The sequence below is a fragment of the Subdoligranulum sp. DSM 23681 genome, assembly GCF_057005535.1.
Map to the genome: position 1 here is coordinate 556,410 of NZ_CM168050.1, position 25,661 is coordinate 582,070.

Here is a 25,661-nt window from a genome sequence, read left to right on the forward strand (position 1 = left end):
CCATTTACTATTTTTATTGAGGAAGTGTAAAAATGAAGATAGCGATAGTTCATTTAAGTGATTTCCACATTCATGAAGGTGAACGCCTTTTAGATCAAAAAATAAATGGCATAGTATCAGCACTGAATGTGTTAGGTAATGTTGATGATTATGTTGTGGTTTTTTCTGGAGATTTGTCTTATTCAGGGCAAGTGAATCAATTCAAACAAGCAAGGCCTATTTTTGAAAAGATCCTAAAAGGGATCAAGCAAAAAAACGGAAACAAATTTGTTAACACATTTATGGTTCCAGGCAACCACGATTTGTGTCTTCCTCCAAATGCAAGAGAGCGAAAAGATATCCAAGAGCACTATGATAACAGTACGATTGAAGAGTTGTTAGGTACGGAAAACTCCTATCTCGAAAACTATTATTCGTATTCATTTGTAGATGGTACAGCGCCTCAAGATATTTTTATAAATAAGAAATACTGTAATTTTGATGATTACAAAGTTCAGTTCAATTTGATAAATACTGCTTTTTTCTCAACACTACTCCCCGATGATAAAGAACTACATTATTTTCCAGATGATAGAATCAAGGCCTTAACACGTGATGCGGATACCGATTTATGCGTTACCGTAATGCATCATAGCTGTGAATGGTTTAATTGGAAATGCAAATCGAATTTAGAAAAGGCAGTTATTGATAATTCCGAATTTTTGTTATATGGACATGATCACCGTGAACGTACTGGATCGGTCTCCATTGATAATAGCCTAGATACATGGATTTCTGCGGCAGGCGAAATGAAGTTTGCAGAACTGGACTATGTGGATACATTTAATGCTATTGTTGTAGATACAAGCGATAACTCGTTTGATGGATATGTTTTTAATTGGGACCCGAAAGTCAGAATTTATATTCATAAAGTATTGGCCCAAAAAAAGAATTTACAAAACCACACTACAGCACTGACACCATTACCCAGCTTTATAAAAAGCCTTAAAGAGGATACCTACAATGTATCGGACGATTTCACTGAATATTTCGTTTTTCCAAAATTAATGTCTGATACACATAACAAGGACGAGAAAGAACAGTCTGCAGCAACAATAGAGGATTTCAAAAAAATACTTTCAAAAAACAAAAAAATATTTATATCTGGTGCCACAAACTCAGGTAAAACAACATTGCTAAAGTACTTGTATTGCTCTTTAACAAGTGAAGCGTGCCCCTTGTTTCTTAGCGCTGACAATAAGCAAAGGCTTAAAATCCATAATTTTATCAGACATCTTTTTGAAGATCAATACGGGGAGGAGCAAACGCTTTTTGAGAGATATCAACAGCTTGATTTGGATAAAAAGGTTTTGATTGTTGATGGTTGGGACCAACTGAACGTAAAAGATCAAGAACCGCTACTTGAAAAAATAGAAGAATCTTTTGGTTATATTATTTTAGGCGTCAGTGATATTAAAACCGATTTACTCGAAGCAGTAAAGGCAAGGCTTGGGGAAGAGTCTCAATACATTGAGATGCATATTAAACCTTTTTTCGCTGAAAAAAGAAATGAGTTAGTCCGAAATGTTTGCTTATATAAAAGTATATGCAATGAAGAAGACATCAATAATGTTACTCATATAATCGATAGTTTAGTTCGAAATAATAAGGAGCTATTTTCACTAAACCCCGCATTCATTGTGCGGTATACTAATTATTTTATACAAAATCCATATCAAGATTATACAAAAGGAGAAGCTGTTTTTAGTAGAATTTTTGAGTATGAGCTCACGCAGTCAATTTTAAGAGTTGCTAAGCCTCAAGATGTGGATGAACTTTTTGCCACTTTTGAAGAATTGGCTGGCTATATGTTTAGCAATAAAAAGGACAAACTAGGAATTCAAGAAGTTAATGATGTCATACGCCAGTATAATCAATCGTTTGGCGAAAACGTGGAATCAAAAGATGTCATTTCGGTAGGTATGCAAACTAAAATTCTTCGTTACACAGGGGACATGTCAATTTACTTTGCGAATAAGAATCATTTGTCGTACTTTATTGCCAAGTATTTGATAAGAGTTTCTCAAAATGAGCCGTACGATACAACCGGCATTAACTACGCAATGCAAAATATTTGCTTTGGAATCAATGCAGATATTATATTGTTCGTTTCTTACATTCTAAATAGTACGAGAATGCTTACTTTGATAAAAAAGTACGCAGGAGAGCTGCTGCAGCCTTGGGAGGCGATAAATTTTCAAGAAAAAAATATATCACTTTTCCATAGTACCCGATCAGAGCAAGTGACTCCACCGACAGAAGAAGAAAAGAAAACGTATGATGTTGTAAAAGAAAACATGGAGGAAAAGACCTATTCAGAAGAAATTATCGAGGCAAGAGGACTTTTCGATTATGATGATTCTGATATAGATCAACAGCGGTATAGGTTGATTCGGGCTATAAAGTATACTGAAATGATCTGCAAAGCTCTTCCAGCATTTCATAGTAAATTGATGGTTAATCAGAAAAAAGATTTGATAGAATCGATTTACCTTTACCCGAGAAAGATCGTCTTTGCGATATTACACCCTTTAGATACAAACTTAGAGGAAACGTGCAAACAAATTCTTGACTTTGCAGAGCAAAATAACAAAAGGAAAAAGAACGGCGACCATTATACCGAAGAAGATATTTTAATGATGATAAATGATTCTGCAAGAGCCATCATGCTAGGAATCTTTGACCATTTTGCTGAACTTGCGTCAAGTCAAAAAACAAGCGAATTGTTGATAAATACCCCTGTAAGCGATATGAGTGAACAGTTGGAACGCTTGCTAATGATTGAATTCTCAGGCAACACAAACAATTTAGTAAAGGAAGCCAATTCCCTATTGAAGAGCATTCGTGACCAAGAACATGCAACAATGGTAAAATTGATCGTTCGTAAGCACTTATTAACGAACAGGAGCCTAACATTTAGCAAAAGGCAACAAGTTATAGATAAAATTTTCGGAGATAAATATCGAAAAGATTTTTTGTTAACCACTAAATGAGCACATTGCTGTGTTGGTCCTGCCCCAACTAAGTCGTTTTTGCTTCAGAGATTACGACTCAACTACTGAAGCAATTAATTGGCATGTCATCTTGCCACGCTGACAGCAATATGCCTATAATTATTATATGCGCTCTGCATAGCGGCTAAACACTAAAAATATTTGTGCAAAAAGACAGTTATACTGTTATGAAATATGGCGCAGCATAAGAATGTGGGCCATTTCTTTCAGTTGATGTTTTCAGATTTAAATCAATAGCTAGTTCCGCCCGCAGTTTGCAGTGACATATTTGGCAGCCAATAAGCATTCTACATAGGAAGTGCCCTCTTATGCTTCACCCCGGCCTCTATGAACAAGTCATCAACAACGCCTTAACCAGCGAGCTGTCAGGTATTCCTGATGCCCGTAAATCCATTGCGCCTATTGATAAGGCGGAAGCGGCCAAGGTGTTGGCTCAGTACCTGGCAGACGTGGTGCAAAAAGGCATGGAAAACGTGCTGGATAATGGCGGGGATATCTCTGCCCAAATCGCCCTTGCCAATCAGATTGTCACCCTCATTCAGAACACAACACAAGAAGCTGACTTTGCCACGCTGGGCGTTGACCAGCGGGCAGAGCAGCTTCTTGCTCTTTTGCGGGAACAAGATCCTCGATTGGCAGCAGGAAAAACAGCAGCCGATCTAAGCCGTCCGGAAACCTCTATTGCTCAAAGCAGTCTATTTACAGGGGCTATAAATGAGCCGCAGATGTACACCGAGCTGAAAAAGGAGATCCTTTCCGCTGACCGAATCGATATGCTGGTATCGTTCATCAAGTGGAGCGGCTTGCGTCTTTTGATAGATGAACTGCGAGAGTTCACCCAAAATGGTGGCGAATTGAGGATTATAACCACCTCCTACATGGGTGCTACGGATGTGAAAGCCATCGAGGAGCTGCGAGCGCTGCCGAATACCCGGATAAAGGTAAGCTATGATACCAAGCATACCCGGCTCCACGCCAAAACTTATGTATTCTACCGCAATACCGGGTTTACCACCGCATATGTCGGCTCATCCAACCTGTCCAATGCCGCCATATCCAGCGGCCTGGAATGGAATGTAAAGGTCACCCGCAAAGACCTACCCGAAACCATAACCAAAATTGCAGCTACCTTTGAGAGCTACTGGAATTCCAATGAATTTGAGTATTATTCGGAGGATCAGAAAGAGCGTCTGGCGAGGGCTTTGAAAGCAGAAAAGTATTTTGATACAAACAATACAGCCCTCTATACCATGGACATTACGCCATACTCTTATCAGCAGGAGATTCTGGACAGATTAGAAGCTGAGCGGACCGTCCGCGGTTATACTCGCAACTTGGTAGTGGCTGCCACCGGCACCGGCAAGACGGTGATTTCTGCGTTGGACTATAAACGATTCCGAAAACAAAATCAGAGCAAACCCTGCCGACTTCTCTTTGTGGCCCACCGGGAAGAAATTCTGCGGCAGAGCCTCTATACCTTCCGCGCTGTTTTGAAGGACGCAAACTTTGGAGAACTGTTTGTTGGAAGCTACCGGCCGGAAGCCATCGACTACCTGTTTCTGTCTATCCAAACTTTTAACTCACAGGATTTCACTTCTAAAACCTCCCCGGATTTCTATGATTATATTATTGTGGACGAGTTCCACCATGCTGCTGCGCCTACTTATCAGAAGCTTCTTTCCTATTATAAGCCCAAGATTTTGCTTGGCCTAACCGCCACCCCGGAACGTATGGATGGCAAAAGCATTTTGCCATACTTTAACTATCGCATTGCCGCAGAAATTCGGCTGCCGGAAGCTATTGACCGCAAATTGCTTTGTCCGTTCCAGTATTTCGGAGTTACCGATACGGTGGATCTGAACACGCTCAAGTGGAGCGCTGGCGGCTATGACAAGGGAGAACTGTCTGCGTTATATACCTTCAGCGGAGCAGTGGCGAATCGCCGTGCGGATCTGGTGGTTTCTTCTCTGTTGAAGTATGTGACGGACATAGACGAGGTCAAAGGGTTGGGATTCTGCGTTACGGTTGACCATGCCCAGTTCATGAGCCGGTATTTCAATGACCATGGAATTTCTTCTATCTTCTTGACCGGAAAATCTTCCGATGAAGAAAGAAAATCCGCCAAAGATCGGTTGGTTAGCGGAGATATCCGCTTTATCTTTGTCGTGGATATCTATAACGAAGGTGTAGATATTCCCGAGGTCAATACGGTGCTGTTCTTGCGCCCCACCGAGTCCTTGACCATTTTCCTGCAGCAGCTGGGCCGTGGTTTGCGGCTGGCAGAGAACAAAGAGTGCCTGACGGTGCTGGACTTCATCGGTCAGGCAAACAAGAGGTACAACTTTGAAGATAAGTTTGCAGCGCTATTGTCCAATACTTCCCGCGGCGTGACCCGAGAGATCAAAGACGGATTTGTATCGGCTCCCAAGGGCTGTTATATCCAACTGGAAAAGAAGGCGGCCAAGTATATTCTGGATAATATTCGGGCCTCTTATGGCAACACAGCAGGACTAGTTTCCCGTGTGGCCAGTTTTACGGAGGACAGCGGTCTGGAGCTGACGCTGGCCAATTTTCTGGAGTATTATCATCTGGACCCACGGACAATCTACAAATTTTCTACTTTTTCCCGACTCTGTGCCCGTGCGGATGTAATGGATGATTTTCAGGAGCCTTTAGAAGAAGCCCTTACAAAAGCCATGGGGCGTCTGGCGGTGATCGATTCCCGGCGATGGATTCGCTTTTTACTGGAACTTCTGCCTCGGCTGGACAACGTGAACTTTGCAGCACTGGGTGAGTTGGAGCAAAGGATGCTTCAGATGTTTTATGTCACTGTATGGGGCAAGGCTGCCGAGGACTGGGCTTCTGATGAAGTGCTGGATCACCTGTATGCTCTTTCAGACAGTCCGATCTTGCTGAGAGAACTGCAAGAGCTGCTGCGATACCGGTACGAGCAAATTGACTTTATTGATGAGCCAGTAGATCTGGGATTCGATTGCCCTTTGGACCTGCACTGTACTTATACCCGTGACCAGTTGCTGGTAGCTTTGGATTTTATGAAACCGTCTACTGTGCGTGAAGGTGTGAAATGGCTGCCGGAGAAAAAGCTGGATGTATTCTTTGTAACCCTCAATAAGTCAGATAAAGATTACTCGCCTACGACGATGTACAACGACTACTCCATTAACGAGAGCCTGTTCCACTGGCAGAGCCAGAGTACCACGGCGGCAGATTCTCCTACCGGGCAGCGGTACATCCACCACCGAGAACGTGGGAGTAAAGTGCTACTGTTTGTGCGAGAGTTCAAATCAGACCGAATCAATGGCGGAGCGGCGGCTTACACTTTCCTGGGTACTGCCAACTATGTGAAACATGAAGGCAGTCGTCCCATGAATATCACTTGGAAATTGGATCGGCCTATCCCTGCGAAATTTTTGAAAAAGACAAATAAACTGGTGGTTGGATAAGGAGGCTAGCAATGACAGAAATTGAAAAACTCAGCAGCGCAAAGGCATACGTTGAAAAGCTGGCCAACGGAATTAACCCTTTGACGGGAAAGGCTGTTCCAGACTCCGATACCATTAACGACGTAAAAATTTCACGATGCCTTTTTTATGTTTCGGATGTGCTGCGACAGGTGGTGGAGAATGGTGGAATATCCACATACAAAAGCAAGCGCGTAAAATATTCTTTTGCACTTGACTATGAAGCGCGAAAAAAATTTAAGTATTCCGAGACACCAATTACGATCAGCGAAATTACTAGACGAATCAATGATTTGATTGATCCGGAAAAAATGAAAAAGCTAAGCTATAAGTATATTTTAGATTGGTTAATCGAAATTGAACTTTTGACAGTGTCTACAGATTCTACTGGGAAGAAAGTCCGGCGTCCAACATATAACGGAGCTGACATTGGAATTAGCATAGAAAATCGAGTTAGTGCTAATGGCCCATATCAAGTAGTAGTTTACAACAAGGCTGCTCAAATGTTTATTTTAGACAATTTAGATGCCGTAATAATGCAAAATGGGACAAAGTAAAGCTTATGACAGAAGTAGTAGCAGCCCTTATTTGGGATAGCAACAAATTTATGATTTGTCAACGACCTGCAAATAAGGCTCGTGGGTTACTCTGGGAATTTGTGGGCGGCAAGGTTGAACCAGGTGAAACGAAGGAGCAGGCCCTTGTTCGTGAGTGTCAGGAAGAACTGGCAATCACTTTGGACGTTGGTAAAGCGTTTATGGAAGTAGTCCATGAATACCCGGATTTAAATGTTCATTTGACCCTATTTAATGCATCCATTCGGGAAGGTGTTCCACAAAAGTTGGAGCACAACGATATCCGTTGGATTACAGTGAAAGAGATTGGCGAGTACAAATTCTGTCCGGCAGATGAGGAAATATTAAAGAAAATTTGTGAGACGTTTGGCTAAATTTGCAAAGCGGAGAACAAACCATGGCAACAAACAGGTTGAATCTGGTTTATGCAATAAAAGATGGAGCGGGAATCAGCATAGAAGATGCTGACCGTGGCTTGAAGTGTGGGTGCGTTTGTCCAGCTTGTGGAGAACCCTTGGTTGCCAAAAAAGGGACCAAGGTTATGCACCATTTCGCGCACCATTCGGGAAGTACCTGTGAATATGGCTATGAAACTTCTCTTCATCTCATGGCGAAGGACATTTTATCGCAGACCAAAAAGATTACAATCCCGGCGGTTTATGTGGAATTTCCAGATTCTGATAGAAGCCCGCAGCTATATCGTGCCGCACAAGAGGTAACGATTGACCGCGTTGTTTTAGAACAGCGATATGACAATTTCATCCCGGATGTGGCTTTGCACATTGGTGGCAAAATCTTATTTGTGGAAATCTATGTCACGCATGCTATCGATTCATCAAAACTCGAAAAGCTGAAAAGGGCAGGGATATCAACCATTGAAATCAATCTGAGCAAGAAAGATCGAATGGTTACTGAAACGGAACTTCGAGATATCTTGCTAAAAGTCTCGGATGAGAAAACGTGGAAATGCAATGTGGTTGCCGACAGAATTGCCACAAAAATTTATGCGCTATCAGAAAGAAAAAGTCTTGAGGATTGTGACGAAGGCATTTATGTAGATCATTGTCCTGTAAAATCATGGGTATTTGGCAAAAACGTTAGGGCTGATTTTGTGCAGGATTGCCGGGAGTGCGTGTTTTGTTATAAGTACTTTTTCATTCAAGGAGAAGAAGGAGATATTATTCGATCACTTCTTTGCGCAGGAAAGGAACGCATTACGGAAATAGAGGATGTTAACATTCCCAAAGAAAAGCGTCTCCAAAAGCGCAATGCCGAAATCGTAGCGTGGGAAAATAAACGTATTGATAAAAGGATTTGCCCCCTTTGCGGCGCAAAACTTATAAAGCGGTGCAGCAGATACGGTTGTTTTTTAGGATGTGAGAACTATCCCCGGTGTACGTTTATGACTTATCGGGATGTAAAAACTGGAAAGAGGAAGATGAAGGTATAGGTGAATCCATTATGAACAAGTCCTACCACAAACTGGTCCGAGACCGTATCCCCGAAATCATCGAGGCCGATGGAAAAGCCTGTACATGGGAAACACTTTCCCAAGAGGAATATTTGAGCCTTTTGGATGAAAAGTTGAACGAGGAATTGGCCGAATACCAGGAGAGCAAATCTTTGGAGGAACTGGCCGATCTGCTGGAGGTCATGCAGGCCGTGGTCCGGGCACGGGGCTGGACGCTGGAGCAACTAGAACAGCTGCGGGCCGACAAGGCTGCCCGTCGCGGCGGATTTGAGAAACGCATCCTGCTCACCTCGGTGCGCAAGAAAGAGGATTACCGCTACCTGTTGGTGATGCGAGATTTCTTGCAGGCATCCGGCAAGCTGTACTCTACCACATTTCCCCAGCTGGTCCGCCAGCGGCAACAGGGCAAGGTATTCTCTTTTGAGGAACACTTGCGAGGGCTGATTTATGCACAGTTGAGTGCCCACGCACAGTGGCATCACATTGCCCCCAAACTACCGCAGGTGGATGTACTGTTCTTCCACTATGATGTTCCGGCCGTTCTGGCGCAAGAAGGGAGCTACTTTACTGCCGGACTGAAACAGCTTTCCTGCGCCAGTCAGTGTACCAACCGGCAGATGAACCACCTGAAAGAAAATATAGCTATACTCCAGAAGATAATCTCGGAGTATGGCAGCATGGATGTCTATGTCATTTCCGCACCGCCAGAGGACATCGTGCGTGATCTGTCCGCAGGGGAGCATAAGCTGTATGGCATCGGTCCGGCCCTTGCCTGGGAATATCTGCGCAACGTGGGTATCGATGGGGTCAAACCAGATATTCATGTGTGCCGTTTTCTGGGGGCCTCCCGCATGGGAGAATCTGATCAAGAGCAGGCCACCCCTGCCGAGGCCGTGGCCATCGTCCGAAAGATGAGCGAGCAGCTGCATCTGCCCATGGTGGAGATCGACAGCATCCTTTGGAGTTACTGCGCCAGCCATTATGGAGAGAGCTGCACAGCCACCCCGCGCTGTGATGCCTGTGTTGTGCGCAAATTTTGCACCAGAAAGGAATCGGTATGAGCCGTTATCACGCCGTCTCCGGCAGCGCAGCCGAGGACTTGTTCATCGATCTGTTCAGCGAGACCTTCGGGGCGGAGAAAACCAAGTACCTGTATTCGCAGTATCATTTTTACGATATCTACCAGAACAGCCGCTATGCCGACTTCATGCTGGAAAGCGGTGCGCATCGAATCGCCATCGAGATCGACGACGAAGCCTCCCACAACAAAAGTCTGGTCTCCTCCAACAAGTTCTACGACGACCTGCTCAAGCAGAACAGCATGATCTATCTGGGGTGGGACGTCTACCGCTGGGCGGTGCGCCAGATGCAGATTCAGCCCGAGGCGGTCAAGGATGAACTTCGGGTCTTTCTGGGCAGCCAGCCCCGGTTCAAAGAAATTGAGGACTATCTGCCCACTCAGCGGGGTAAAGAGCTGGACGGTTCCCATCTGGAACTGAAGCAGCACCAGCGGGAAGCCCTGGACGCTCTGCAGGCCATGCGGGACAACCGCGAGACCATCGCCCTGTTGTACCACGCCACCGGCACCGGCAAGACCGTCACCGCCGTGATGGACGCCAAGCGCTGCGGCGGGCGGACGCTCTTTCTGGCCCACACCCAGGAGCTGGTCAACCAGGCCGCCGACACCTTCCGGAATCTCTGGCCGGAGGTCACCGTGGGGCGGTACATGGAAGCCATCAAGGAGCCGGATGCCCATGTGGTGTGCGGCAGCGTCCAGAGCGTGGCGCTTCATCTGGAGGACTTCCGGGAGGATGCCTTTTCCTATCTCATTGTGGATGAGGCCCACCACGCTGCCGCCGACACCTACCAGAAGATTCTGGCCTACTTCCACCCGGCGTTCACCCTGGGCCTGACCGCCACGCCGGAGCGCACCGACGACAACCGGGCAATTCTGGACATCTTCAAAAACACCGCCCACAAACTGGACATCCAAACAGCGGTGGAGATCGGCGAGCTCGTGCCTATCCGCTGCATCCGCATCCACACCAACATCGACCTGACCAAGGTGCGGTTCAACAGCGTGCAATACAACATCCGGGATCTGGAGAGCAAGATCTATGTGCCGGAGCGCAACCGCCTGATCGTGGACACCTGGCTGCAATACGTCCGGGACAAGCGCACGGTGGTATTCTGTGCTTCGGTACGCCACGCTGAGCAGATCGCCGAATTGTTCCGGGAGGCAGGCGTGCCTGCGGCTGCGGTCTCGGGCGGGATGAAGCCCGCCGAGCGACGGGAGTTTCAGGACCGGTTTGTCCGCCGGGAAATTCTGGTGCTCTGTGCCTGCGACCTGCTCAACGAGGGCTGGGACTGTCCCGAAATCGAGGTTCTGTTCATGGCCCGCCCCACCATGTCCCGGGTGCTCTACACCCAGCAGCTGGGCCGCGGTATGCGGCTTTACCCGGGCAAAGAAAGCCTGATGGTCTTTGACTTTGTGGACAACGCTAGCCAGTACAATATGCCCCAGTCGCTGCATCGTCTGTTCAAGCTAAAGGAATATCGCCCAGGGGAAAAGGTCGTTGCCCCCGCCGCGGAAAAGGCTGCCGAAGCCGCCCTGTACGCCAAAGGGGAGAAACCCGAAGCCCTCGTCGACTGGCCGGTGGATGCCACCGATTATGAGCTGGTGGACATCTTCAACTGGCAGGACGAGGCGGAAGGGATGATCTCCCAGATGGAGTTCGTCCGCCGTGTGGACGTGCAGACCGAGACCATCGAGCGGTATGTGCGGGAGGGTAAGCTGGTGCCCGACCTGGTAGTGCCCATGAGTGAGCACAGGACCTTCAAGTATTTCAAGGAGGAAACGCTGGAGAAGTACGCTGCCCAGTATGGCTGGACCCTGATCGACGACTCCAACCGCAAGGAGCTGTTTCTGGACATGATCCGCCAGATGGACATGAGCTATTCCTACAAGCCGGTGCTGATCCAGGCGATTCTCCACCATACCGACGAAAAGGGCCGCATCCAGCTGGCAGACATCGTGACCTACTTCCGCGCCTACTATGAGGGACGCCGGGCCGCCGGACTGGTGGTGGAAAAGAAAAACAGCATCTTCGCCAAGGGCGGCTACACCGACAAAGAGGCAGAGCGGAACATTCTGGCAAATCCCTTCAAACGGTTCGAGGATATGCAGATGCTCCGTCATACCAAGACCTTGGGCATCGTCCAGGTGGATGAATCGGTGTGGAAGAAACTCACCGCCGGGGAGAAGGCGGAAATAGAAAAGATCTGTGAGGAGAAGCTGGAGAAATACTATAGGCACTTAGCCATCAGTAAGGGTGGAAAGGAGAAAAGGTGATCTACACGGATAAGTATCATGAAATATATGATGACCTCATAACCAAAAAAAGCAAAGGGATAATCTTTTCGTATGATCCCCTCCTTCGAAAATTTCAGTATCGTCCATTTAGTCATGGAACCGAAAAAAATAGCTTACAGTTATTATGTGGTTTGATGCGACAGGATTTAGTGTTTTATTGTTACGGAGAAGATGAAGTTATTGATCATTATAAGAGGGGCCGGCTAGTCGATTTAGAACGTGCTGCCCAATATGTTTATGGCCAACGGCTTCCTCATAGGAAGCCGAAGATGGATGGACTTCTCAGTGAAGTTCTATTGGACATGCTTATTCAAATATACGAGCCAAACGCCACTAAATTGGCGATCAGGACACTATTTAGGCAACACGATAATAACGAAATAAAAGGTTATGATCTGACATACCTTACAAAATGCAATGGAAAGTACACCTTGTGGTTGGGACAGGCAAAACTTGGGAAAAGGGGCTATTGCAGAGATAGCATTCATGAGGATCTTGCAAATAAATACACTCCAGAATATTTTTCAGAGCAACTATATTTTGTTAGTGATAAGCCTCAGAACGTTACCCAAGACTCAAAGGACTTGCTTGAATTAATTGATGAACTTAATTTTTGTATGGGCAAAACGTCAACTTCTGAGCGGGCACAAGCGCTGATAAAACTGATGGAAGACACAAATGTATCTTTGAAAATTCCATGCCTGTTAGCGTATGAATACGCCGATCTATATGAAAAACCAGAATTGTTATACCAGCGCTTATGCGAGGAAATAGATAGTCTTAGTTCCTTTTATTCAGAAAAAAATTACGAAAGTTTAGTTCTTCACCCCGAAATTGTCTTCTACATTTTTCCGATTATATCGTTAGATGAAATTCGAAGCGAAAAGGGATTTTATGATGGATTACGTTAATAAACTGGTTCACGCAATTAACCATTACAATGAAACCGATCCTAAAAGTAAAGAGCTTTTGCGTGATCTCATCTGTTATTATTCTGATAACTCTAAAATATCCCAAGATCCCTTAATCAAAGAACTTTTATACCTTGCCGCTCAAAAGATGCGGATGTTTGGATACAATGTGCAAAATCATTTTACGGAAGAACCTTACACAGCTTCTGCAGTGCTTCCCGACTTACAAAATGATGTGATCAAAAATTATTATAGGTCGAACGTTTATGAAAAGAATATATTGGATAAGTCGCAAAAAGAGGTTGTAGATTTTTTTCAAGCGTTGAAGGTAAAAAGATTACTCGTAAGTGCTCCCACATCCTATGGGAAGACATATTTAATGAGAGAAATATTGTATCTTAATCGAGACCGATATTTTAATATTTTACTGGTATTTCCAACCATTGCACTTTTAAGGGAAAATGTATCTGATATGAAAGAATTTGTCCGTAGTAAAGAGCTGGACTATGCCATATTGAATACTGTTTCCGACGACATTGACATTCATGCAAAGAATATCTTTATTTTTACCCCCGAACGTGCACTCCAACTGATTGCATTGTATCCAGATATCAAACTCGACTTTTTCTTCTTTGATGAAATGTATAAAGAAGATGAAGATTTCGCCACCGCAGTTGCCAACGAAGACCGAGAGGATACTATAAGCGAAACGAAAGATGAAACTCCCATGGCGACGGTTTCATTCCTTGATGACGCACGCGCCAAGACATTCCGCATTGCATTATATCTCTTAGCAAAGTCGGTGCCTGAATATTATTTAGCAGGGCCCAATTTAAGCCAAAAAAATTTTAGTTTTGGAATGCGAACATTTCTTTTGACGAATCAAATCTCTATCAAAGAAATATTATTCGAACCTACAATTAGAATTTATATTCAAGCATGGAAGAAAGAAATACAAGAAAAGCACGGAGGATTGCCGGATATAACATCCTCCACACTAACGCTCCCATCTAATGCGAGAGTGCAAGATAAAATCGAAAGGGTAATCCAATACATACAGCAAAACAATTATGGAAAGACCATGCTCTATTGTATGCAGCCATCTAAAACTATTCAGTATGTAAAGCAGTATATTACCAATCATGCAGATAATCATTCCACAAATTCGCGATATATAAAATTTCTAGAGCATATAAGACATACCTACAATATAGCTGACTCAATTAATGATTGGAGTTTGTATAAAGCACTAAAGAAAAATGTTGCCGTTCATCATGGCCGCCTTCCAAGGTATATACAGAATGAAATTTTGCGACAATTTAACCGCGGTCCTATTGATATCCTTTTTTGCACTTCGACAATTGTTGAGGGGGTAAATACAGAAGCACGCAATATGGTCCTGATTAATTCCTCAAAAGGAAGAGCGTCCCTTACCACTTTCGATATTAAAAATATCAGTGGAAGAGCTGGTCGATACTATCATAGCTTTATCGGTCGTGTCTACCTCATGAATAAAGAACAAGAGCATATTCTTGAAGCAGACAATGCGCATCTCGATTTTGTAATATATGGCAAGAAATCAATTTCTAACATCGACTTAGACAATGCTTTTTCGGAGGACTTAAGCGAAAAGAACCTTGAAAGCCAAAGGGCTCGCCGCTGCATACAGAAAAACTACTTAATTAATCGAGAAACCTTTGAAAAGAATCGACTTATTCCCATGGAAATTCAGGAACAACTTGCACAATGTTTGCATACAAAATCGGAATTGTTGGAAATGTTTGATCCGCTATTACATTCAAAATCTTCGACACGGGAAACTTTTCTGCGGGGCTATTACATAAAAAAGTTGCTACAAGTGTACTCTATCGCTGGAATTTTGAAAGAAGCCACGGAAACCTTCTACTCTGGTGTGGCATATAGCTATCAGAAAGAAGGGCTAAAAGGACTGCTTTCTTATCAGTTAAAACAAGCCAAACAAAAAAAGACAAGCGTGGATTCGGCGTATCTTAGTGCATTTAAAATACAGAAGGATATCCTCGAACATAAAATTCCACAATTGATTTCACTGTTCGATAGCGTATATTGCTATGTGGCCAATTTAAACGGACGAAACATTGATGGCTTTTCTTTGTCTTCCGTGGCCAGATTTTATGAAACTGGAGTAAAAAGCAGCTTGGGAGAATATTTATCTGAATTTGGATTCCCCATTGATACCATTCGAAGATTAGAAAAAAATATTCCCGATATTGAATCGAAGAACAAAGATAATGCTAGACAATACTGCCGAAAAATATATCAAAAACACATTATCCCGCTCCTAGATGAGTATGAACAACTCCTATTCGTTGCAGCAATGCAGGAGCTTCCTAATTGAAGTACATAACATTACTGAGAATATAACTCAAACATAACAGCATGGCGAGATTGGTCAAAGTAACCTTCTCCAATCCGGCCATGCTGTTTGTTTTACGCGACTTCTGGATACCGCGTATACACGTATTCATAATCTAATGGATTTTCTATCACTGCCTTTTGAAACTTATAGATTGGTGGGCTTATACGCCCAATACGGCTTGACACGGTATCTTTTCAGCTTGCCCTGATCCACTAGCTTACCCAGAATGCGGTTCGCTGTAGCCGACGACACACCAAGAAGTTCACGGACATCAGCATTCATGATATAATCATGCGTTTTCAAATACTCTTTGATATCATTCCAGCGCATCGAATCTTTATCTGTTTCCCCGGTGTCCGCTTGAATAGCTTCGGTTAATGCCATCTTGATAGCAGAAAGCATGAACTCAATAAATATCGTAGATTCACCCTCATTGTTAGAGGCATTGATGGCATTATAGTATTCCTGCTGACGATCATGGATGATAGATTCCACAGGCAGCCATGCAAAAGCAGAATTCCACTTGGAGAGCAGTAAAGTATGCCAAAGGCGGCCAATACGCCCATTGCCATCGGCAAATGGATGAATGAGTTCCAATTCATAATGGAACACACAACTGCGAACCAGCATATGAACGGGGCTGTTTTTTACCCAGTCCAGCAGTTCCATCACCAAATCAGGGACATACTGTGGTAAGGTGCCGAAATGCAGTACATGGCCTTCGCTATCCACAACGCCAACCGGTCGTGTGCGAAACATACCTGATTCTTCCACCAAGCCTCGCATCATAATTCCATGAGCAGTTAGCAGATCATCCACTGAGTATGGATCAAGATCTTCCAACCGATCATAAATCTCATAGGCATTTTTGACTTCCGCAATATCTTTTGGTGGAGCCAATATATGTTTGCCATTAAGAACAGCTGTTACTTGTTCAAGGGAAAGCGTATTTTGCTCAATAGCCAACGACCCATGTATTGTGCGAATTCGGTTGCTACGACGCAAAGTGGGGTTGGACGTTAGCTGATTTGTTACAGTCAAATGTCCGACCAGTTCAGCAATTTGGGCCACGGAATCAACTATTTCGTTGGTAATTTCAAAGGGAGGCTTTTGGTTTCTCATTGAATACCTCATGATGTCAAATAATTGATTTAAGTATATCATACATCAATCATTCAATCAATCAAAATGAGTGATTAAATGATTGAATGAAGTTGTTTAAAGCAATGTGACAATGTATGCCTTTTGTTATGTGACTTCATAAAGCGATGCAGTTGCTTGTTTTCTAATCCTTGTCAACTTGACCAGAATGTTTATGCGCGATAAATCAGAAAAGAGTGGGTAGGTTGGCATAGAAAAAATCGGACCAAGTTGGTCCGATTTTTATGCGAATAGAGTTTTGCAATTCTTTTGCCAGAGACAAATTCGGGCCAACTTGGCCCGAATTATAATCGAAGCCAATTCAACTGCATTTTCGAAATTCGTGCCAAATTGGCACGAATTTTAGCGGCGTTCACTCAAGCGTGAAAAATTTTTCGTTTCCGCTTTTTTACAGGCTGAAAAAAGAGCTTTACCCTTTTTTCCGTCTCCCTCGCTTTTTGGCAGCTTCCTCTTGTCTGCGTCGCTCCGCAGCAGCTTCTTCCTGACGGACCTTGTCAAAGATCTCGCACAGCTGAGCATCAAAAGCCTCTTCATCAAAGGTTTCTGGATGATCGGTCGCTTCCTGCACCAGCGGCTTAACCTCTTTGCGCCAGATCTTCAGGATACTGGCACGGCGCTCTGTGGTCATACCCACTACACGAGCAAGTCTACCGTTCATCCGATTGTTGACCTTGTTAAGGACCTCAACCGGAGGCGGAACTTCCCGCACATCAGCTTTTTCTGCCTCACGGACTTCACGGCAGGTGTGTTGTCCACCGTTTGGTCCTTTTCGATTGCAGCACTTGGCGCTCGTATTATAGGGCAGGAACAGCATCCCACAGCAAGAGCATCTGCGGGCGGTCTCGTGTTGGCTGCACAGCTGCACAAATTCCGCCATGGCCACAGCAGGAAGATTATCCGCAACAAAATAGCTTCGGCTGGCGATATCCGGGTGCCTTCTGGTGGTAGGCTTTTCCTGCGGCAAGGACAGCCTGCCCAGCATTCTCAGCCGCAGCTGTTCATACAGTTTCTGCCCGGCTGCAACGCCGGAGTGCCGCACCAGCAAGGCGTCTCCGTACCGCTGATCGGCACTTTTGTCCGGGTGGAGATCCGCTTCCACCAACGTGTACTGAACCAGACTGGCCAGTTCCGGCTGGAAATCCGCCAAAAGACGGAATTGTTCGGCCATCATTTTCAGAATGGTTATAGAGGCTGCGCACAGTTCCCGATCATCCATCCCGGCATAGGATTTCATGAGAAAATCGGGTGTGGGAAAACTTTTCATATAGCGCTCCACACATTCGCTGCACTGCACCAGCGCATTGCACCAATAGATCTCATGATGCAATACCCTTAAAAATCCGTTTTGTTCCATGATACTGCGGTCAAGATCGGTCAGCTTTGTCATGTCCAGCGTTTTAATGGCTTGCAGATAATAATCCGATGCGGCGTTGGTACAATAGTGTGCCAACAAGGCGGCCATGGCAGGATAATCGGATAAAGATTTTTTCACATTATCATACAACTGAGCTACCCGACAATAGATTGTTTCATCCGGGGCGGCCAACCCCTGGGCAATCGTGCGGGGAGGTGGCGCAGCGACAGGCCCCTGCTCAGCGGATTCTTTTGCCGGACGGGAAAACAGTTTCAACGGGAACCATGACGGCGCAGGTGATTTTTTCTCTGGATGCGGCGGCTGATAATGGCGCCAATCCACCTGCGTGAGCAAGTCCGGGCGGATGGTCATTTCATAGTCTTTATATTGCTCCAGAAGCAGCTGGGCTTCCTCATAGAAATCTTTCCAGCGAATGTCCAGCACGGCAAAAACCAGATCTCCCGAATCGTAGGATTCTTCCAGCCATACTCGGGGCTGGTTTTGCTCCACATATTCCGGTATTTGCAGCTTGTCTTTGATTGCCTCCATATGTGCAACGACGGAAGATCGTTTGCCTTCCGCTGTTGGGGTTTGTCTGTTTACGGCCATTTGCCGCTGCCTTTTGTTGGGCATCTGAAAGGGGATTAGAAGGTTGCCCTTTTCAAAGCGGAAGATAAAATTTGTCGGCATGAAAAAACCTCGATGATTGTCGAAAATTGACGATAAATTGTTGTAAAATGACGAAAAAGGCGTATGTTTCACGCCTTTTCTCCATCGTAACACGCAGCGCGAATCGCGTCAAGATTGCAGGATTTCTGACGCTTATCCAAAAGCATATCTTTCAGAAAAAATTTACAAAAAATGCCCTGGGGAACATTTTTCACCCCTAGGTCTTTTCTGGACAACACCCAGCCAGGCGCACCTGTCTTGAGGAAACTTAGTGCGGAGGGAAAGCAGGAGAATGAGGAAATTTGCGAGAGGACGATATAGCACGAAAAATTCCGATTTGATCTGCTCGTAAGATATTCCTTTTTTATGGGCGCATTTGCGGATACCGTGTTAATACCATTTGATAGAAGCGGACAGAAAATATAATCAGAGCCAAAATAGGAGCACAGGATGGATAATCAGTTCGTATTTCTCATTTACCGCACGGCAGAGGAAAATGTATCGGTAGACGCGCTGGTCAGGACGAGGCCATCTGGCTGACCCAAAAAGGAATGGCGGAATTATTCGGTGTGCAGACCCCCGCAATCAGCAAACACCTAAAAATGTTTTTGAAGAAGGGGAACTGCAAGAAGGAGAGGTCGTTTCCAAAATGGAAATAACCACTTCTCGGGGTAATCCTGGGAAAAGCACAAAGTCATTTGACACAATTCTATAATCTGGATGTAATTATATAGCAGGCTATCGGATGACCCCCCGCAGAGTGAATCTTTTTCCGACTTTGACAAGGAAGTCTAAAAGATGCTGGAACAGGATGGATATAACTGATCCTGAAAAAGCAGACCATCACTCATTTCATCTATCAAAGTGAGCGATGCAATGATTGATGAAAATATCTGAAAGAAAAATGCTGGTCAACTTGGCCAGCATTTTTTCTGTCGTATTGCCGAGAAACATTATAGTGGAGGCAGAATGTCCACAGCTCCAGAGTTGTGTTTTCGATTGATCAAGAATCAATAAAACCGCAGCTGCCCCTCCTTGCAGGACTTCACCGCCCGCTCCTTTACCACATCCTCCGGCAGGAGCTGCCCGCAGAGCAGCGGAGAGTTCGGATCGTGGGCTTGCGTATTGCGTGCAACGGTTTTCAAGCTGTGCGTAGCATAACAATACTTGCAACCGTGGCGACAGGTGTCGTACATTCCAATGTCGATGCTGGCCATGCAGCCGCATTCCGGGCGCTGGTTCTTGTCTTTATCCAACGAAAGACGGCACCCGGTAATCTGCTCCAGCAAGGTGCGGTCAATGCAGTGGCCGTGAGCAATGCCGTATGGTGATAAGTCTATTTGTTCTGCGCAGGTTTCCAGCACAAGGTGATGTTTGCCTGCGATACCAGCCAACCGCTGTGCCAGTTCCATGATTTCTTTTTCCGTAAGCGGTGCAAATCCCAGCCCGTTCATGTTGGACTGGGTGTTGCGGTAGAGGTCCACAAAGCTGATGATGCATTTGCGGGTATAGCCTTCCAGTCGCTGGGCCAACTGGCTGAAAAAGGTAATGTGGTAGTCCATCGTGTACCGGTCGGTGAACAAAATAGGGTCATACCGCCAGATCACCCGTTCGGGGCCGATCCTGCGGGAAAGTTCCTGAAAGGCAGGCAGGATTACATCATTCTTGCTGGGTACTCCCGGTTCCACGTCTTTTCCGTATGGGGTCAGGGTGAATTGAAAATAGAACGGGTAGGCCCGCAGTTCCTCCAACCGAGACATCAGCGGCAGCGGATTCTTGGTCCAGAATACGATGCCATCCACCACATCCGGTGACAAGGAAATGCGGCTCACCTGATGGAAGTTCATGGGGTTGCGGACGCAGACAAAGCCCTCCCGGATGCGGTTGCAAAACCAATCAGGGTAATAGGCGGGAATATCAGTCCGCCTGCTGGCGCTGATAATCAAGGGGTTCACCTCCGGGTTACATTGGACTGATTACCGGGCAGCATTTCCGTCTGTGATGCGGTTCATTTCCCGCAGCAGATCATCCATATACAGTTTCTGCTGTCGTTTCAGATAGCCAGGGACAAAGGGGCGCATCCACCAGCGCTTGCCGTTGACGGTTTCTACGCAGGTCAACCGGGAACCACCTTCCACCGCCTCGAACCGTCCCTCCCAGGAGCCGGACATGTTCACGTTTTCCATCGTGAAGGCCCAAAACTGTTTTGGTTCACAGGACGTAACCGCAAAATGGGTGGCATAGCCGCTCTTGGTATGCTCCACAAAGCGGGCTTCGTTCAGAACTTCCACCCGCGCCAGATCGCTGCGCCAGTCGGTATGCGTCAGGTCGGTCACGATTTGCCACAGCTGTTCTACAGTACAGGGAAACGAGCGTGTCACTTTAGAAACTGCCACACGATCACCCCTTCTTCTTCAGCTTCAGACAGATACCGCGACCATCGGCTGCCCCTTGCAGCAGCTTCACGGCAGCCGCAGCCCGCTCTTTGACGGAACATTCCGGCTGACCCTCCAGCTTGGCCACAACGCTTTGCAGATTTTCCAACGGCAGCAGGTACGCCGCCGCGCAATAGAAGGTTTTGCGGCGGCCATCGTTATAGTTGGCGAGCAGCTTATCCAGAATGGCCCGTTTGGCCCGCAGTTCGTCCATGTAGGCGTCCAGCCCCAATTCCCGGGCGCGGTCCAGATCGGTGGCACGGCGGCTATGAGGCACAAAGGAATCTGCTGCATCAAATTCGTCATACCGGGCGCAGGGGTAAGAGGAGCAATCACTGCAAAAGGCATGCCCGCCTTTGTCCAGTGAACACCGGGCAATGGCACAACTCTGGTTGCCCGGTCCGCCGCCGCAGCCGGGGCAGTAGCCACCCACCTGCATGGGACAGAGCAGGCAGTTCAGACCACACAGGCTGAACTCGGTATGTTCCCGTGTGAAGCCTTTCATACCTGGTCCGCCTTTCGCACCGGATGGCGCACCACAGTTTTCAGGCTTTCCGGTTTGCACCTGCGCACATCGCTCAGATAAATCTCATGGTGGAATCGGTTCTCACCAAAGTCCGCCGTGTAACCGTGCGCTTTGGCGTATTCCGCCATGGCGGCAACTGTAGCGGGCTCGTCATCGTAAGGGCCGATGTGCATGCACTGGACGCACAGACCTTCCTCCCAGGTGAAGAACTCCACCGGGGAGCAGTCCAGTTTCTTTTTGCGGGAGGCTTCCTGCACGGCCCAGTCAAACTCGGCCTTGGTCACGAAGTCCGGCAGCCGGATCAGAGAAATCCAGCAAAAGTCCTCCTTGCGGGAATAGTCCACGCCCTGTACGCCTTCCTGCCACCACAGGCCCTCCAGCGGCGGCACCACATAGTCGAAGTAACCATCCATCTTGTGGCTGCCCATCTTGCTCATTTTGATGGTGTAGGCCACCGCATACAAAAGGCCGATAGCCTGTTTGTAGGCCCCGTTTTCCTCGTTGGGATCGCCATGCCCACGCACCGCCAGAAAGTTCATGGCAGGCACCGTGACGATACCCGGTGTTTTGGGCGGCAGATAGAATTCCTTGTATTCTTTCTTGTAGTCAAAGGGCATCTTTCGGTACTCCTTTCCAGTTTTCCAGGCGTTCAGAAACCGAAGCGCGAAATTCTTCCTCGGTCAGCGCCGGGTCCCGCACCTGCTCCCACAGTTGGCAGGGCGCATCCGCACAACCGCCGCAGCCGGTGCGATGGTTTCGGTGTACGGCACAGGCATAGAGCGGGCAAGCCTTGTCCTGCGGTGCATGGAACACTTTCCCGGCGCATTCATTGCACCCCGGACATTCGCCCCGGTACAGCGGGCAGGCGGCGCACTCCAGGCCGCAAACGGTCAGCCCCAGTGCCAGACGCCGGGCCTTTTTGCTCATTCCGGCCAGCACCAGGCCGTAGGACCTGTCCAGCATACCCCGCAGCAGCTCGTCCGGCACGGCACCATCGGGGCGCACCGAGACCCAACACCGCTTGTCGGAATAGTAGCCGGGCAGGATATCTTCATACTGCCTGCGAAAGAAATCCGATTCTTCCGGCTCCAGCTTCAGGTTGATGTAATAGGGTGTTCCGGCGTTATCCAGGCATACCGCCGCAAACATTTTGCCGCCGATATGATACCGGGTCCACTGCCAGACCGGCTGAAAATCCCGCGTCACGCCGCGTTTTTGCATGAGATATTCGTCCAGCCACAGGTAACGCATAGTCAACCCTCCTCTGAATATCGCTGCGCCAGCCGCCTAACAAGAGCGCCCAGCTGTTCCCGCAGTTCGGCAGGCTCCAGCAGTTCAGCGCCGTCGCCAAAGGTGAGAATCCAGCTCAGCACGCTGTCTGCGTCCGGAAATCCCCAGCGAAACAGCAGCCGCCCGTCCGGCTGCACGGTAAAGCTGTCCGCGCCGTATTCTTCCACCAGCCGCCAGCGGCAGGCCGGTTCAAAGCTGGCGCACACCTGGTATTTGGTGGGAAAAATCCGCTCCAGGGCGAAGTCCGGCAGCGGTGCGGGACGCGGGGAGATCGTCTCCCCGGTGGAAAGGCCGGTCATGCGGTTGAGTTTGAACAGGCGGAAATCCTTCCGCGCCAGGCACCAGCCCCACAGATACCAGGCGGACCACCGAAACACCAGGTAATAGGGCTCCGCACGGCGCGTCGAGGTGCCCTTGGGGGCGTCGTAGGTGAACTGCACCAGTTGGTGCTGCTGGATGGCGGTCTGGAGCGCTTCGATCTTCGGGGCCAGGCTGCTCTTGTACCAGGAGGACAGGTCGATGAGCATGTGCGCACCACCGGAAACAAGTCCGCTATTTCCTGCGGACAGCTTTTCCATCAGCTGGGCATAGCGCCGGGTGCCGCTGACGCTGTCCAAACTGCGCAGACCCGCCAGGATGGCCTGCATCTCGGGGGCGGTGAGGACCGTGCGGTCCACCCGGTAGCCCTCCATGATGGAGATGCCGCCGCCCGCGCCCTGGGCGGTGGCGATGGGGATGCCCGCCCGGCCCAGGGCTTCGATGTCCCGCTGGATGGTGCGGCGGGAGACCTCGAACTGCGCTGCCAGCTCCGGCGCGGTGACCTGTTCCCGCCGAAGAAGGATGGACAAAATGCCGATCAGCCGGTCCATTTTCATGCCAACCACCGCCCTTGCTCTTTTGCCTGTATTATACCATAGGAACCGGACAACTGTCTGTCATGTTTGGCTTTTCGGGGATGTTTTTCTGTGGAAAAAGCAAAGGGATTTTCTTGCAATCCCGCCGAAAATACGTTATGATAGGGCTGTCATCGGAGGACAGTACACCGTAGTGTAGGGGAGTAAGCTAAGGCTTGCAGGCCGCCTGTCGGATACGGTGTCGAGTGCGCTCGGTTATTGCAGTTGCTGTAATGGTCGGGCGTTTTTCTTTAGGAGGGCAATCATGCAACACACAGCCGTCAGTCTGGTTCCCCTGGAGGCCGCCGACCGGGAGCAGTTCATTCTGGACAACCAGCGGTCTTTCCGATACGGTGCCTTGCAGGAGTTCGGGATGCGGGACGATCACCTGGACAGCCACGGCGAGATCATCTCCCGCAAGACCATCGAAGCATGTCTGGACGCTCCGGACAGCGAAGCCTACCGCATCGTCTGCGACGGGCAGAAAGTGGGCGGTGTGATTTTGAAAATCGACCGCACCACCCACCACAACGAGCGGGATATCCTGTTCACCGACCCGGATGTCCACAGCCGGGGCATCGGCTACGGCGCATGGCAGGCGGTGGAGGCGCTGCACCCCGAGACCAAGGTGTGGGAGACCTTCACCCCGTATTTTGAAAAGCGGAACATCCACTTTTACCTCAACAAGTGCGGCTTCAAGAGCGTGGAGTTTTTCACCGCGCAGCACCCCCTTGACCTGCCGCCTCAGAACGGAGAGGAGCAGGACGGCCCCGACGAAATGTTCCGCTTCGTCAAAGTCATGGAGTGATGGCCGGCAAGGCCCGGTCTACATAGGCCGCTGATTCGGCCGATTCGGAAACAGTGGCATTTATAAAGGTGAAAATTTTCATGAATATCAACTACGCTAAGATGGATAATACATTTGATGAAATCTATGCTCTACTGGTGACGAACTATCTGTTTCCTGGTTTTGCGGATAGCATGAAGAAATGGGAGAGCCCGGACTGGAAAAATGAAGATGATACGTTTTCTCTGGAAGTCACACGCGCGCAAAACAGTCATATCGGCTACACAAACAATGTAATGGCCAAGTATCTAGGGCAATTTCAGAATCAAATCCCTCCGAAAATACTTCAAAGCTTCCGTGGTTGGACGTGTTTTAAGGATGGGAAATTGCTGGCCATTTCCGATAGCAAAGGACTTGTTGATGGGGCTCGTCATATTTACTTCTTGTTAGACCATCTAGATAACAAATTAAAAAAGCTGAATGCTTCTCACTTTACAAGTTGTTGCCATAACTATTTGTTTGAATTTTCTGAAGGCTGTTTTTCAGATTACGACAAACAGCAATTATCTGATGGCATACAAAAGTTATCCTCATCGTATCCGCGTACCTTTGACAAAATAATTGCTAGCGCTTATGACAATGTTTTATATTTTCTTTCTGATGGCACTTGTTTTGAGGACAATGTGCCAACTCAAGAATTTACACGGTTGGCAATTCTGTACCGCAAGTCTTCCAACTGGCAAAAAGGTACATCCTATTCCGAAATACGGAAACATCTTTTGAAGTAATGTTTTATGAGGCTTTTTATGAACAAAACACCCCAAAACAGGCAGATTCAGATCCGGCTTCCCGGAAGCGGAGAGCTGTGTACCTTTTCCGTGGATAGCAACACCCGCTTCAGCGACGTTTTCCATACGCTGATCGGCAAGGGCTGCTTTTCCAGCCCGCAGGGGGAACGCCCCGTCTGGGTGCTGCTGTGCGGTGATCAGGACCTGGTCACTTGGGTCTCCGGGGAGAACGCCTTCTATGACCGCTTTCCTTTCGGGGAACCGCCCATCGCCAGCGTTCCCGGTTGGGTCGCGCAAGAAGTTCATTTTACATCCTACCCTGACCCGCTGGCACGGGCCAAGGCGATTTATCTGTACTTTGCAGGGTCCAAACCTATCATGGGGCATGAGGGATTCCTGCGCGAGTACAAAAGCTATCAGGTTTCCCAGGAGCAGGAAGCGCTCTGGCAGGCTGAGTGCAGCGGGAACCGGTAAAACTGAAACTATATTGAACCA

General features: G+C 47.5%; 20 protein-coding genes. 12 read left to right on the forward strand and 8 right to left on the reverse strand.

What is annotated here, in order from left to right:
- Nucleotides 1-32 precede the first annotated feature (32 nt).
- The 9 genes from AC127K_RS02760 (at nt 33) to AC127K_RS02800 (ending at nt 15,242) form a co-directional block, all read left to right on the forward strand.
- Nucleotides 33-3,032 carry a metallophosphoesterase gene (locus AC127K_RS02760; RefSeq protein WP_483721473.1) on the forward strand — a complete coding sequence of 1,000 codons (3,000 nt, stop codon included), beginning with the start codon at nt 33-35 and terminating at the stop codon, nt 3,030-3,032.
- Nucleotides 3,033-3,361: 329 nt separating this feature from the next.
- Nucleotides 3,362-6,517, forward strand: a complete 3,156-nt coding sequence (locus AC127K_RS02765) for a DEAD/DEAH box helicase (RefSeq protein WP_483721474.1) — start codon at nt 3,362-3,364, stop codon at nt 6,515-6,517.
- 11 nt (nt 6,518-6,528) lie between these two features.
- Complete coding sequence (locus AC127K_RS02770) at nt 6,529-7,092, forward strand: hypothetical protein (protein ID WP_483721475.1); 564 nt, start codon at nt 6,529-6,531, stop codon at nt 7,090-7,092.
- A 5-nt stretch (nt 7,093-7,097) separates the two neighbouring features.
- The gene (locus AC127K_RS02775; protein WP_483721476.1) at nt 7,098-7,484 is read left to right on the forward strand and encodes a (deoxy)nucleoside triphosphate pyrophosphohydrolase; all 387 of its coding nucleotides are present in this window, start codon (nt 7,098-7,100) and stop codon (nt 7,482-7,484) included.
- A 23-nt stretch (nt 7,485-7,507) separates the two neighbouring features.
- Complete coding sequence (locus tag AC127K_RS02780) at nt 7,508-8,560, forward strand: topoisomerase DNA-binding C4 zinc finger domain-containing protein (RefSeq protein ID WP_483721477.1); 1,053 nt, start codon at nt 7,508-7,510, stop codon at nt 8,558-8,560.
- A gap of 11 nt (nt 8,561-8,571) precedes the next feature.
- Nucleotides 8,572-9,642, forward strand: a complete 1,071-nt coding sequence (locus AC127K_RS02785; protein WP_483721478.1) for a hypothetical protein — start codon at nt 8,572-8,574, stop codon at nt 9,640-9,642.
- Nucleotides 9,639-11,933: a DEAD/DEAH box helicase gene (locus AC127K_RS02790; RefSeq protein WP_483721479.1), complete on the forward strand. Its 2,295-nt coding sequence runs from the start codon at nt 9,639-9,641 to the stop codon at nt 11,931-11,933. The genes AC127K_RS02785 and AC127K_RS02790 overlap by 4 nt, the downstream gene beginning before the upstream one ends.
- A complete protein-coding gene (locus AC127K_RS02795; protein ID WP_483721480.1) occupies nt 11,930-12,865 on the forward strand; it encodes a Hachiman antiphage defense system protein HamA in 936 nt (311 codons plus the stop codon). Before AC127K_RS02790 ends, AC127K_RS02795 begins: the two co-directional genes overlap by 4 nt.
- On the forward strand, nt 12,849-15,242 hold the full coding sequence (locus AC127K_RS02800) for a helicase-related protein (RefSeq protein WP_483721481.1): 2,394 nt from the start codon (nt 12,849-12,851) through the stop codon (nt 15,240-15,242). The genes AC127K_RS02795 and AC127K_RS02800 overlap by 17 nt, the downstream gene beginning before the upstream one ends.
- A gap of 165 nt (nt 15,243-15,407) precedes the next feature.
- Here AC127K_RS02800 and AC127K_RS02805 read toward each other — a convergent pair whose 3' ends face one another.
- The 8 genes from AC127K_RS02805 to AC127K_RS02840 all read right to left on the reverse strand — a co-directional run bounded on the left by AC127K_RS02805 (nt 15,408) and on the right by AC127K_RS02840 (nt 23,573).
- Nucleotides 15,408-16,385, reverse strand: coding sequence for a Fic family protein (locus tag AC127K_RS02805; RefSeq protein WP_483721482.1), 978 nt, complete (start codon nt 16,383-16,385; stop codon nt 15,408-15,410).
- 448 nt (nt 16,386-16,833) lie between these two features.
- Nucleotides 16,834-18,540 carry a DUF6076 domain-containing protein gene (locus tag AC127K_RS02810; protein WP_483721483.1) on the reverse strand — a complete coding sequence of 569 codons (1,707 nt, stop codon included), beginning with the start codon at nt 18,538-18,540 and terminating at the stop codon, nt 16,834-16,836.
- A 917-nt stretch (nt 18,541-19,457) separates the two neighbouring features.
- A complete protein-coding gene (locus tag AC127K_RS02815) occupies nt 19,458-20,402 on the reverse strand; it encodes a DUF1848 domain-containing protein (RefSeq protein WP_483721484.1) in 945 nt (314 codons plus the stop codon).
- Between the two features lie 21 nt (nt 20,403-20,423).
- Nucleotides 20,424-20,843 (reverse strand): SRPBCC family protein, encoded by a 420-nt coding sequence (locus tag AC127K_RS02820; protein WP_483721485.1) that lies wholly within the window; start codon nt 20,841-20,843, stop codon nt 20,424-20,426.
- Nucleotides 20,844-20,847: 4 nt separating this feature from the next.
- On the reverse strand, nt 20,848-21,387 hold the full coding sequence (locus AC127K_RS02825) for a DUF3795 domain-containing protein (protein WP_483721486.1): 540 nt from the start codon (nt 21,385-21,387) through the stop codon (nt 20,848-20,850).
- The gene (locus tag AC127K_RS02830; RefSeq protein WP_483721487.1) at nt 21,384-22,025 is read right to left on the reverse strand and encodes a GyrI-like domain-containing protein; all 642 of its coding nucleotides are present in this window, start codon (nt 22,023-22,025) and stop codon (nt 21,384-21,386) included. Before AC127K_RS02830 ends, AC127K_RS02825 begins: the two co-directional genes overlap by 4 nt.
- Nucleotides 22,015-22,659 (reverse strand): MmcQ/YjbR family DNA-binding protein, encoded by a 645-nt coding sequence (locus AC127K_RS02835; RefSeq protein ID WP_483721488.1) that lies wholly within the window; start codon nt 22,657-22,659, stop codon nt 22,015-22,017. Before AC127K_RS02835 ends, AC127K_RS02830 begins: the two co-directional genes overlap by 11 nt.
- 2 nt (nt 22,660-22,661) lie before the next feature.
- Nucleotides 22,662-23,573: a helix-turn-helix transcriptional regulator gene (locus AC127K_RS02840; RefSeq protein ID WP_483721489.1), complete on the reverse strand. Its 912-nt coding sequence runs from the start codon at nt 23,571-23,573 to the stop codon at nt 22,662-22,664.
- A 283-nt stretch (nt 23,574-23,856) separates the two neighbouring features.
- Here AC127K_RS02840 and AC127K_RS02845 point away from each other — a divergent pair, with 283 nt between their 5' ends.
- From AC127K_RS02845 to AC127K_RS02855, 3 genes are all read left to right on the forward strand, one after another.
- Nucleotides 23,857-24,399, forward strand: coding sequence for a GNAT family N-acetyltransferase (locus tag AC127K_RS02845; protein WP_483721490.1), 543 nt, complete (start codon nt 23,857-23,859; stop codon nt 24,397-24,399).
- Between the two features lie 80 nt (nt 24,400-24,479).
- Nucleotides 24,480-25,166 (forward strand): hypothetical protein, encoded by a 687-nt coding sequence (locus tag AC127K_RS02850; RefSeq protein ID WP_483721491.1) that lies wholly within the window; start codon nt 24,480-24,482, stop codon nt 25,164-25,166.
- Nucleotides 25,167-25,184: 18 nt separating this feature from the next.
- A complete protein-coding gene (locus AC127K_RS02855) occupies nt 25,185-25,640 on the forward strand; it encodes a hypothetical protein (RefSeq protein ID WP_483721492.1) in 456 nt (151 codons plus the stop codon).
- Nucleotides 25,641-25,661 lie beyond the last annotated feature (21 nt).

What these genes read in the sequence shown, in the direction of transcription:
- AC127K_RS02760 (WP_483721473.1), top strand. Translation starts at nt 33, where the DNA reads ATGAAGATAGCGATAGTTCATTTAAGTGATTTCCACATTCATGAAGGT.
- AC127K_RS02765 (WP_483721474.1), top strand. Translation starts at nt 3,362, where the DNA reads ATGCTTCACCCCGGCCTCTATGAACAAGTCATCAACAACGCCTTAACC.
- AC127K_RS02770 (WP_483721475.1), top strand. Translation starts at nt 6,529, where the DNA reads ATGACAGAAATTGAAAAACTCAGCAGCGCAAAGGCATACGTTGAAAAG.
- AC127K_RS02775 (WP_483721476.1), top strand. Translation starts at nt 7,098, where the DNA reads ATGACAGAAGTAGTAGCAGCCCTTATTTGGGATAGCAACAAATTTATG.
- AC127K_RS02780 (WP_483721477.1), top strand. Translation starts at nt 7,508, where the DNA reads ATGGCAACAAACAGGTTGAATCTGGTTTATGCAATAAAAGATGGAGCG.
- AC127K_RS02785 (WP_483721478.1), top strand. Translation starts at nt 8,572, where the DNA reads ATGAACAAGTCCTACCACAAACTGGTCCGAGACCGTATCCCCGAAATC.
- AC127K_RS02790 (WP_483721479.1), top strand. Translation starts at nt 9,639, where the DNA reads ATGAGCCGTTATCACGCCGTCTCCGGCAGCGCAGCCGAGGACTTGTTC.
- AC127K_RS02800 (WP_483721481.1), top strand. Translation starts at nt 12,849, where the DNA reads ATGATGGATTACGTTAATAAACTGGTTCACGCAATTAACCATTACAAT.
- AC127K_RS02805 (WP_483721482.1), bottom strand. Translation starts at nt 16,385, where the DNA reads ATGAGAAACCAAAAGCCTCCCTTTGAAATTACCAACGAAATAGTTGAT.
- AC127K_RS02825 (WP_483721486.1), bottom strand. Translation starts at nt 21,387, where the DNA reads ATGAAAGGCTTCACACGGGAACATACCGAGTTCAGCCTGTGTGGTCTG.
- AC127K_RS02830 (WP_483721487.1), bottom strand. Translation starts at nt 22,025, where the DNA reads ATGCCCTTTGACTACAAGAAAGAATACAAGGAATTCTATCTGCCGCCC.
- AC127K_RS02835 (WP_483721488.1), bottom strand. Translation starts at nt 22,659, where the DNA reads ATGCGTTACCTGTGGCTGGACGAATATCTCATGCAAAAACGCGGCGTG.
- AC127K_RS02840 (WP_483721489.1), bottom strand. Translation starts at nt 23,573, where the DNA reads ATGAAAATGGACCGGCTGATCGGCATTTTGTCCATCCTTCTTCGGCGG.
- AC127K_RS02845 (WP_483721490.1), top strand. Translation starts at nt 23,857, where the DNA reads ATGCAACACACAGCCGTCAGTCTGGTTCCCCTGGAGGCCGCCGACCGG.
- AC127K_RS02850 (WP_483721491.1), top strand. Translation starts at nt 24,480, where the DNA reads ATGAATATCAACTACGCTAAGATGGATAATACATTTGATGAAATCTAT.
- AC127K_RS02855 (WP_483721492.1), top strand. Translation starts at nt 25,185, where the DNA reads ATGAACAAAACACCCCAAAACAGGCAGATTCAGATCCGGCTTCCCGGA.